At 49.0% G+C, this 9,210-nt stretch carries 8 protein-coding genes; 6 read left to right on the forward strand and 2 right to left on the reverse strand.

The window, feature by feature from the left end; genetic code table 11:
* Positions 1 to 103 precede the first annotated feature (103 nt).
* The 6 genes from ACR2PX_RS14765 to ACR2PX_RS14790 all read left to right on the forward strand — a co-directional run bounded on the left by ACR2PX_RS14765 (position 104) and on the right by ACR2PX_RS14790 (position 7,627).
* Positions 104 to 565 (forward strand): hypothetical protein, encoded by a 462-nt coding sequence (locus ACR2PX_RS14765; protein WP_434000120.1) that lies wholly within the window; start codon positions 104 to 106, stop codon positions 563 to 565.
* Between the two features lie 10 nt (positions 566 to 575).
* Positions 576 to 1,055, forward strand: a complete 480-nt coding sequence (locus tag ACR2PX_RS14770; RefSeq protein ID WP_434000121.1) for an ISL3 family transposase — start codon at positions 576 to 578, stop codon at positions 1,053 to 1,055.
* Entirely contained in the window at positions 1,052 to 1,501 is a 450-nt protein-coding gene (locus ACR2PX_RS14775; protein ID WP_434000126.1) for an ISL3 family transposase, read from the forward strand. The genes ACR2PX_RS14770 and ACR2PX_RS14775 overlap by 4 nt, the downstream gene beginning before the upstream one ends.
* 139 nt (positions 1,502 to 1,640) lie before the next feature.
* Entirely contained in the window at positions 1,641 to 5,639 is a 3,999-nt protein-coding gene (gene hrpA / locus ACR2PX_RS14780) for an ATP-dependent RNA helicase HrpA (protein ID WP_434000122.1), read from the forward strand.
* 44 nt (positions 5,640 to 5,683) lie between these two features.
* Positions 5,684 to 6,001: a hypothetical protein gene (locus tag ACR2PX_RS14785; RefSeq protein ID WP_434000123.1), complete on the forward strand. Its 318-nt coding sequence runs from the start codon at positions 5,684 to 5,686 to the stop codon at positions 5,999 to 6,001.
* Between the two features lie 399 nt (positions 6,002 to 6,400).
* On the forward strand, positions 6,401 to 7,627 hold the full coding sequence (locus ACR2PX_RS14790) for an OprO/OprP family phosphate-selective porin (RefSeq protein WP_434000124.1): 1,227 nt from the start codon (positions 6,401 to 6,403) through the stop codon (positions 7,625 to 7,627).
* Between the two features lie 59 nt (positions 7,628 to 7,686).
* Here ACR2PX_RS14790 and ACR2PX_RS14795 read toward each other — a convergent pair whose 3' ends face one another.
* Together ACR2PX_RS14795 and ACR2PX_RS14800 are read right to left on the reverse strand one after the other, a co-directional pair.
* Complete coding sequence (locus ACR2PX_RS14795; RefSeq protein WP_434000125.1) at positions 7,687 to 8,991, reverse strand: FAD-dependent oxidoreductase; 1,305 nt, start codon at positions 8,989 to 8,991, stop codon at positions 7,687 to 7,689.
* A gap of 112 nt (positions 8,992 to 9,103) precedes the next feature.
* On the reverse strand, positions 9,104 to 9,210 hold a 107-nt coding region (locus tag ACR2PX_RS14800; protein WP_433999696.1), incomplete at its 5' end, for a zinc ribbon domain-containing protein.

Raw genomic sequence — 9,210 nt, forward strand, 5'->3', positions numbered from 1 at the left:
GGGGGCTTTTACAGGTTGGCTGATGAAAAGTGAGGGGTTGCAACAGAAATAGCCTTCAGGAGACGATTGATTTGTAAGGATCAAAATTTCTGAAGGATCAGACATGTGTGCAACACCCTCACTACGCCCTATGTTCGCATTTCCTGGTTGGGTAATCGACAACATTGATATTGAATGGGAAGCCTCTGAAGCGATTGTCCATCTACGAAGAGATGGTCGTATACACCAGATCAGATGCAGTCAGTGTCACTTCACGATGGGTAAGATGCGAGAGAAGGAGCGAGAGAAGGAGCGAGAGAAGGAGCGAGAGAAGGAGCGAAGGGTTCACGACCTGCCACTGGGAGCTATTAGTGTACGGTTACGCTTTACTGCTCGCCAAGGGAAGTGCTCAAGCTGCGGACACTTTGAAACCTTCACACTACCGGGACTGGCCCCAAAGGCTCAGGCCACTGACCGCCTGAAACAGCATGTCAGCCACTTGTGCCGTTTCATGCCCGGTGACAAGGTGCCTGAGTTCATCGCTATATCCCACGATACAGCCAGACTCTGGGATAAAGAGAGATAAAGAAGTGCTGATGAAAACTCTCCCTGCACCAAGACTGGATGGCATACGAGCGCTGCTCATTGATGAGAAATCAATAGGCAAAGGCCATCACTATTTAACCGTTGTTCTTAATGCCGACACGGGTGAAACCCTCTTCCTGGGTGAAGGTAAACGAAAGGCAACGCTGGATCGCTTTCTGAGTAGCCTGACGCTGAAGCAAAGAGCCTGTATTCAATGTGTTGGAATAGACCGTGTTGGAATAGACCGTGTTGGAATAGACCGTGGTGGCAGCTACAAGGCATCGGTCAAAGAGCACTTGCCGGATGCCGATATTGTGTACGACAAGTTTCACATCATTGCCAACTATAACGAAGCCAACTATAACGAAGCCAACTATAACGAAGCCAACTATAACGAAGCCAACTACAACGAAGTCATAGACAAAATTCGTCGAAGGGAGTGGCGACAGGCAGAGGAAGAAGACAAACCCTTCATTAAAGGTCAGCGATAAAGGTCAGCGATAAAGGTCAGCGATTCAATCTATTCAGGAATGTAGAAAACCTCACCCCAAAGCGGGAAACCAGTCTGCATGAGCTACTGTCCATGAACGAAGATCTGAATCAAGCCTACATTCTGAAAGACATGCTTAAGCAACTATGGACGTATACTTATCAAGCCTGTGCCAGCAGGTTTCTGGATAAGTGGATAGAATTAGCCACAGACACTGGTGTTGGTGAACTAAAGCGCTTTGCAAAAGGGCTGAACAGAGCGAGGGAAGGTTTATTGTCTTACTGCCAGCATCGCATAACCAGCGCAAAGATCGAAGCATTCACGAAGCATTCACGAAGCATTCACGAAGCATTCAATGGTGTCATCAAACGCATTGTCTACAAGGCGTGTGGTTACAATGATCTTGAATATCTATATCTGAAAGTTCGCCAGGAGGCCCTGAAATGATCAGCCAACCTGCGAAAGGGCCACAAAAAGAACCTGAAGAGGTTCGGACAAGACGGGTCATAAAAGAAAAACGGATATCAGGGCCTAGACCGAGTATAATTGCGCCCTTTGATTGAAATGTATTTTCCGGGAGATATGAGTGTCCGGCCGAAACAGCCCTGAGCCCACCCAGCGTCAAGAAAAATCATCGCCCAGCGAACATTCCCCAAGAAGCGGCCATGCAAAGGGCCCTCATCCTCAGAAGAAAGCGCTGTATGATGCTCTGGACCAGTGCATGGTCCGGGATCGTTTTCCTGTTCGCCGACAGATTCAGAGATTGAAAGCCAGCGATCAGGCCGCACTGGAAAAGCTGCAGGACAAAATCGGTCGTTCCACCTCCCGGGTTCAGGCAAGGCAGCAGGCGGTTCCTGAAATCGAATACGATGAGGCGCTACCCGTAGTAGCCCGTCGTGATGAGATCAGGGAAGCGATTGAAAAGCATCAGGTGGTGGTCATTGCCGGTGAAACCGGCTCTGGTAAAACCACCCAGATTCCAAAAATCTGCCTGGAAGCAGGCCGGGGAATTTTTGGTCAGATAGGCCATACCCAGCCCAGGAGGCTGGCGGCTCGATCCGTAGCCAACCGGATAGCGGAAGAGTTAAAAGTCACCATGGGGGAACAGGTCGGCTATCAGGTTCGATTTACCGATCATGGTAATGAGAATACGCTGGTCAAACTGATGACCGACGGTATTTTGCTGGCTGAAGTTCAGAATGATCGCTTTCTGAACCGCTACGATACCCTCATTATCGATGAAGCCCATGAACGCAGTCTTAATATTGATTTCCTGCTGGGTTATCTGAAAATCCTGTTGCCCAAACGACCTGATCTGAAGCTGATTATTACTTCCGCCACCATTGATGTTGATCGCTTCTCCAGGCATTTTGATAATGCGCCTGTTATTGAGGTTTCTGGTCGTACCTTTCCGGTGGACGTCAATTATCGTCCTATGGAAGATCTGGAGTTGGAAGGTCGGGATGCGGACCAGAGAGTTCAGCAGAGCATATTGTCCTGTTTGCGGGAAATTGAAGATCAGGAAAGATCAGGTAAAGGCGGTCGGCTGGGTGATGTTCTGGTTTTTCTCAGTGGTGAGCGGGAAATCCGGGAAACCAATAAATTTCTCAAAGATGCGAGACTGGCCCACACCGAGATTCTTCCTCTTTATGCCCGACTTTCGGCAGCTGAACAGAACCGGATCTTCCAATCCCATGGTGGGCGAAGGGTCATTCTGTCTACCAACGTGGCGGAAACCTCACTGACGGTTCCGGGCATTCGATACGTTATTGATCCCGGAACAGCAAGAATCAGCCGCTACAGTGTCCGTTCAAAAGTTCAGCGACTGCCCATTGAGCCCGTATCACAAGCTTCTGCAAATCAGCGTAAAGGTCGGTGTGGTCGTGTAGCTGAAGGTATTTGCTATCGGCTTTATTCCGAAGAGGATTTTCTGGGGCGCCCGGAATTTACCGATGCCGAGATAGTAAGAACCAATCTGGCGGCGGTTATTCTGCAGATGCTCAGGCTGGGGTTAGGTGACATTGCAGCCTTCCCCTTTGTCGATGCTCCTGACTCAAAAGCGATCAATGATGGCTTTAAACTTTTGCAGGAGCTGGGTGCAGTCAGTGAGCAACGTCGTATGACCCGCATTGGTCAACAACTTTCCAGGCTGCCGGTTGATCCCAGAATGGCCCGTATGCTGGTGGAAGCGGATAAAAACCGTGCCCTTAGTGAATTGCTCGTTATTACCAGTGCCCTGGCTATTCAGGATCCCAGAGAGCGCCCGGCAGAGAAGAAGCAGGCTGCGGATCAGCGACATCGTGAACATTATCACGACGACTCGGACTTTATGAGTCTGGTTCAGCTCTGGAGTGCCTATGAAGAGCAGCGTCAGGAACTTTCCCAGAACCAGCTGCGCAAATACTGCAAACAGCAGTTTCTGTCGTTTATGAGAATGCGTGAGTGGCGGGACCTGCATCGTCAGTTAACACTGGCCTGTAAAGAGGTAGGCCTGAGCGTAAATGAGGACGAGGCTAACTACGCTGACATTCATAAATCGCTATTGGCCGGTTTGCTTTCTCATCTGGGCAGTAAGGATGATGATGCGGATTATATGGGGGCGCGGAACCGTCGCTTTTATATTTTCCCGTCTTCAACGCTTTATAAGCGTAAGCCTAAATGGGTGATGACGGCTGAGCTGGTGGAAACATCCAGACTGTTTGCCCGCACCAATGCCAAAGTGGAGCCTCAGTGGATTGAGCCTGTGGCAGGTCACCTGGTCAAAAGAAATTATTTTGAACCTCACTGGGAAAAGAAAAGAGCCCAGGTGGTGGCTTATGAGCAGGTCACTTTGTATGGCCTGATTATTGTGGGTCGACGCCGGATCAGTTATGGCTTGATTGATCCGGTCGTGTCCCGCGAAATTTTTATCAGGGAAGCTCTGGTAGAAGGCCATTATCAGTCACAGGGTCCGTTTCAATCCCATAACCTGTCGTTGATTCAGGAAGTGGACGAACTGGAAGCCAAGTCCCGACGCAGGGATATTCTGGTTGACCCGGAAACCCTCTATCAGTTCTACGATGAAAAACTGCCAGCGAATATTCACAACGGTGCCGGTTTTGAAAAATGGCGAAAGGGTGCTGAGAAAGAAGACTCTCAGCTTCTGTATCTCACCAAAGAGTACCTGATGAGGCACGATGCGGGTGAGATCACTGAGAACAAATACCCTGACCGGTTTCGCTGGGAAGGGTTGGAACTTCCCCTGACGTATCATTTTGAGCCAGGCGCTCAGGATGATGGAGTGACTCTGACTTTACCCGTGCAGGCACTCAGACTGTTGCCAAAACACCGCTTGGAATGGCTGGTACCTGGCATGCTCTACGACAAGTGTGTGGCTCTGGTCAGAGCATTGCCAAAAGTCGTTCGCAAAAATTTTGTGCCAGTGCCTGATTATGTTCGTGGCGCCATGGATTCCATGTCTACCTGTGATGAGCCATTAACCGATATTCTTGGCCATCATCTGCATCGTATGTCCGGTGTTCGCATTCTTGAAGAACATTGGGATACAGCTGATCTGTTAGATCACTTGAAGATGAATTTTCGCCTGATCGATGAGAATGGCAAAGTGCTGGGGCAGGGCCGGGACCTGATCAAACTGAAAGAGCAGTTTGGCCGGGAATCTGAAGACAGTATGAGACGATTAACCGATAGCTCACTGGAGCAGGAAGGTCTGAAAGACTGGAGTTGTGGAGAGCTGCCGGAAGAAATTACCCGCAAAGTGGGCGGCCTGGTGCTTAAAACCTATCCAGCTCTGGTTGATCAGAATAGCTCTGTGGCGGTAAAGCTGTTTGAAGATAAAGCCATGGCCGAAGCCACGTACCGTGTCGGGCTGACTCGTCTGCTTCAGTTCAAGCTGTCCAGTCAGCTGAAGTTTGCCCTGTCGAAGATGAAGCATCTGAAACAGGTGAAGCTGCTGACCACGGGGATCATTCAGGCCAGGGCTTTGGAAGAAGATTTACAGGCCTTCCTGATCTCGGAAGTCTTTGTCCGTGACCCAGCCCTGTTGTCTGAAAATAAGGGGCCAAGAAACGAGGCTTCATTCAAGGCTCTGATTGAAGCACGAAAAGCTCATCTGGTGCCGTTTGCTGAAGAAATGGATGGTCTGCTTTTCGAGATTTTCCAGAAGGCTCACAACGTCAGCAAAAAACTGAAGGGTAAAATATCCTTTGACCGGGCTTTTTCGCTGTCCGATATCAAACAGCATCTGGTTCAGCTCATCTATCCCGGATTTCTCTGTGATGCCGGTATTGAGTGGCTAAGGCACTATCCAAGGTTTCTGGAAGGTATTGAGGTGAGGCAAGAGAAGCTGCCTGCCCAAGTTAATAAAGATCGGGCCTGGTCAGAAGAACTGGCCAATCTTTATAAAGCCTGGGAAAAGCGGAAGGAAATTCATCAGAAACACAAGATGGTGGATGAAAACCTGATGCTATACCGCTGGATGCTGGAAGAATATCGGGTTTCACTCTTTGCCCAGAAGCTGGGCACCCGCTTCCCGGTGTCTGAAAAACGACTCAGGAAGCTCTGGCAAGAGGTTCAGGAAGTCTGAAAAAAGTCGTTAACCCTTGAAGAGTTTGGCAGGGAGGCCATACCATGAAAAAGCTTTTGATGGGTTTTATTCTCATTCTGGCCGCGCTGGGGTTAGGGTTGACCGTAGCCAATGAAATGGATCTTTTCGAGGAAGAAAATGATACAGAGTCTGGATACGACTATGACTCAGAAGATCTGTATCAGAACGAGACTACTTCCTATTCGGGTTCATACTCTGAAGAAGAGGAAGAGGACGAAGATGAGGAGGAAGATGAGGAGGAAGATGAGGAGGAGGAAGAAGAGTACGATGAAGAGTACGATGAAGATGAATACGATGATGACTCTGATCAGGATGACAGCATCGTAGAACAGGGCTCATAAGCCGCTAACGACTCTCTGATGATTTTCAATGAATGGGCATTTTACCGATAGGTTTAATGCCCATTTTCAGTTATTCCGTTTGATAAAAAGCACTGCTGGATCTTCCCGGTAAAAAGTGTGATCCAGGTCTTAATATTCTGACCATAGGGTAAAGAGTGTCATAAAACCTACTCTCTCCCGTCACCTCCAAGAAATATTTCCATTTCAATATACCCATCCGAAGTTAATAAAAAACAGCCATGAGCTTCTGCTGCAGCCATGAGCTTCTGCTGCAGCCATGCTCTTGAAGTTGGGAGAGGTTGTAATGCTGATTGGGCTGAAAATTATAAGAATTGCCAACACATAGCTCTTTTGAGCAATTAATAAATACAAGAACACAATTCACAAGGAGTGTTTTTAATGAAACTCAAGCCTGTTTCCCTGGCGGTAGCCGCTGTTGCTGCGGGTCTGACCCTGTCTTCTGCTCAAGCGGGTGTTGTTAAGACGGAAGGTGAAGATATTATCGTCAGCACCAAAAACGGTGGTCTTCAGTTGAAAACAGAAGACGGCGCTTTTTCTTTCAAAGTGAGCGGTAAGCTTCAGTGGGACTACGCGAATCTGGACGAGTTTGTTGCCGGTGGTAAAGACAAAGACTTTGGTTACCTGCGTCGTGGCAAACTGGGTATCAGTGGTAAGGCTTACTCTGACTGGAAATACAAGCTGGTTCTGGAATCCGATGATAATGACATCGTTCTGGATGAAGCCAACATCACTTATGGTGGTTTCAAGCCTGCTAACATCAAAATCGGTCGTTGGGGCAATGAGTTCGGTCTGGAAGACTCTGTAAGCTCTTCCTGGATCATGGCTATCGAGCGTCCACATATCTACGAAGCGCTCCGTGCCGATGGTAACAATGATTACGGTGTTCAGGTTTTTGCAGCCGACAAGAATTACCTGCTTCGTGCTGGCATGGAATACATTGGTCTGGATAAGAGCACTGACAGCGAAGAAAAACAGCAGTTTGCTTACCAGATGCGTGCGGCCTATGCACCCATCATGGAAGATGAGAGGCTGCTGCACGTGGGTTTCTCTTACTACAATTCCAACCCTGATAAAGAAACCGATGCCGCCAAGAGCTCCATCAAGTTTGCCAAGAAGGGAGCCAAGATCAAACTGTTCAACGGTACTGGCATGAACGTCAAAGACGATGCCGAGTATGCTTTCGAACTGGCGGGTCAGTTCCAGTCTCTGCAGCTGCAGGGTGAATACTTCATCCGTGATATCAAGTCAGACAATGCTAACAGCGACGTAAAAGTAACCGGCTACTATGGTCAGGTTTCTTACATGCTGGACGGTGGCAAGCGTACCTATAAAAAAGGTGAATTCAGCAAGCCTAAAGGTGGCAAGTGGGAAGCTTTCGCGCGTTACACCACAACCACTACCGATGCTGACAGTGCCATTACCCTGGGTACCAATGGTGATGACGTAGAAACAGCGTCTTACACTCTGGGTCTGAACTACTACCCGACTAAAAACATTCGCGGCATGCTGAACTATGTGCACGGTGAAGTGAAAAACCACTCTTCTTACGCGAATGAAAAAGACGATGGCAACGCTATCGTAGCTCGAGTGCAGTACGTGTTCTGATCCCCCCTTCAGTTCCTTTGTGTGTGCGTTTGGCCCTGCTTTGCAGGGCCTTTTCGTTCTTAATGTTGAGACTTTCTTACACGCTCTGTCCACCAGCGTGTTTGCTCAAGAACTTCGCTATAAGGAGAGGAACTGTTCGCGACCAAAACACTGGGGAGAGGTTTAGCCAGTGACGGAATCCAGGGAGCCAGCTTTCTGCCGAGTGTGACTCTGACAATAAATTCAAAATTTAACCACCCGGACTGCGGATAGCTGTAATCTGATAACTCTCTTAAGGCATGAGCATTGGGCAGATGCCTTTGGGTCAATGTCTCTAACGCTGTCGCCCAATCACCATGACACTCTTGCAGAATCCTGATAAACACCATGACATCCTGCAGGGAAGCATTGCACCCCTGCCCGATAGAGGCTGACACTGCATGAACTGCATCACCGAGCAACAGAATGTTCTTGCCGGAGTGCATGCGATCACAATGGACCGTGAGGTTTCTGGCAACCGGCTGATTGAATAGCTGCCTGGCTGCAGTCAGATCGATAAGGGAAGAGAGCTCGGGACATTTCTTCTGCAAGAAACTCTGAAGGTCTTCTGCGGACTGGAAAGCGTCGAGTGGGTCCTGATCATGAGGGGAAATCAACGTACCTCTGAGAATGTCTTCTCCCTGGGGTACCACCATGAGGCGCGCTTTCCTGCCAAGGTTCCAGACATGGATGTGTTCCGCAGAAACTGCCTGCATCTGGCGTTCCATAGAGCACTGAATGGTTAAGTTTCTGTAGACATTGGGAACTTCTTTCAGAGAGCTGCTGAGATGTTGCCGTTGGGCCAGCAGCTTTCTGATTGCGGAGTGGGCGCCATCCGCTGCTACCAGCTTGTCATAGTACTCTGTTCGCTGCTCGCCTTGTTTGTTCTCAAGCCTGACCCACTGTTCCTGATCGTTCAGGTCGGTACAACGGGCTTTGAATTCAATCGTGAATTGATCCCTGCTGTACTGTGATCTCAGTTCAGACAGCAGGATTTGTGTCAGACGGTTCCGGTGCGTTAGTAATAACGGTGAGCGGGCAGGAATCTTTCTAACGCCTCCTTTGGTATACAGCAATGTCCCCTGAGACCAGGTTCCGGACTGAATGACTTTGTTTTCCAGTCCCGGAATGGGCCGTAATGCTTCTAATCCACGGGACTGCAGAGAGATAGGGAAGGTGCGTTGAGAGATTAATACCTGCTCGTCCGGATCGGTCAGTTTATCGAAAAGAGTGATTCGGCAGTTTCCTCGTTGCAGAAGATAATGAGCTAATAGCAATCCTGCGGGGCCTGCACCCACGATAACGATTTTTTCTGCTTCTGTCTGAGGGACTGAATCGGGTTTCATCCTACTGCTCAATCTGATGAATCAAGAGACGTTCATGAATAATCATGGACAAAGTGAGGGCTACCGCGTCGGTATTATAAAACCAATAGTTGAGATTGACATCCTCCCCGCCCTAAAGGACGGGGATTCCTACAGCTAGACGGTCATGCCCGACCGCAAGAATGTTTCTTGCTGCGTTTACGTCACGCAGATGTTCAGCTCCGCACTCTGAACAGACCC

The sequence above is a fragment of the Endozoicomonas sp. genome (genome assembly GCF_051008435.1).
GTDB lineage: Bacteria > Pseudomonadota > Gammaproteobacteria > Pseudomonadales > Endozoicomonadaceae > Endozoicomonas_A.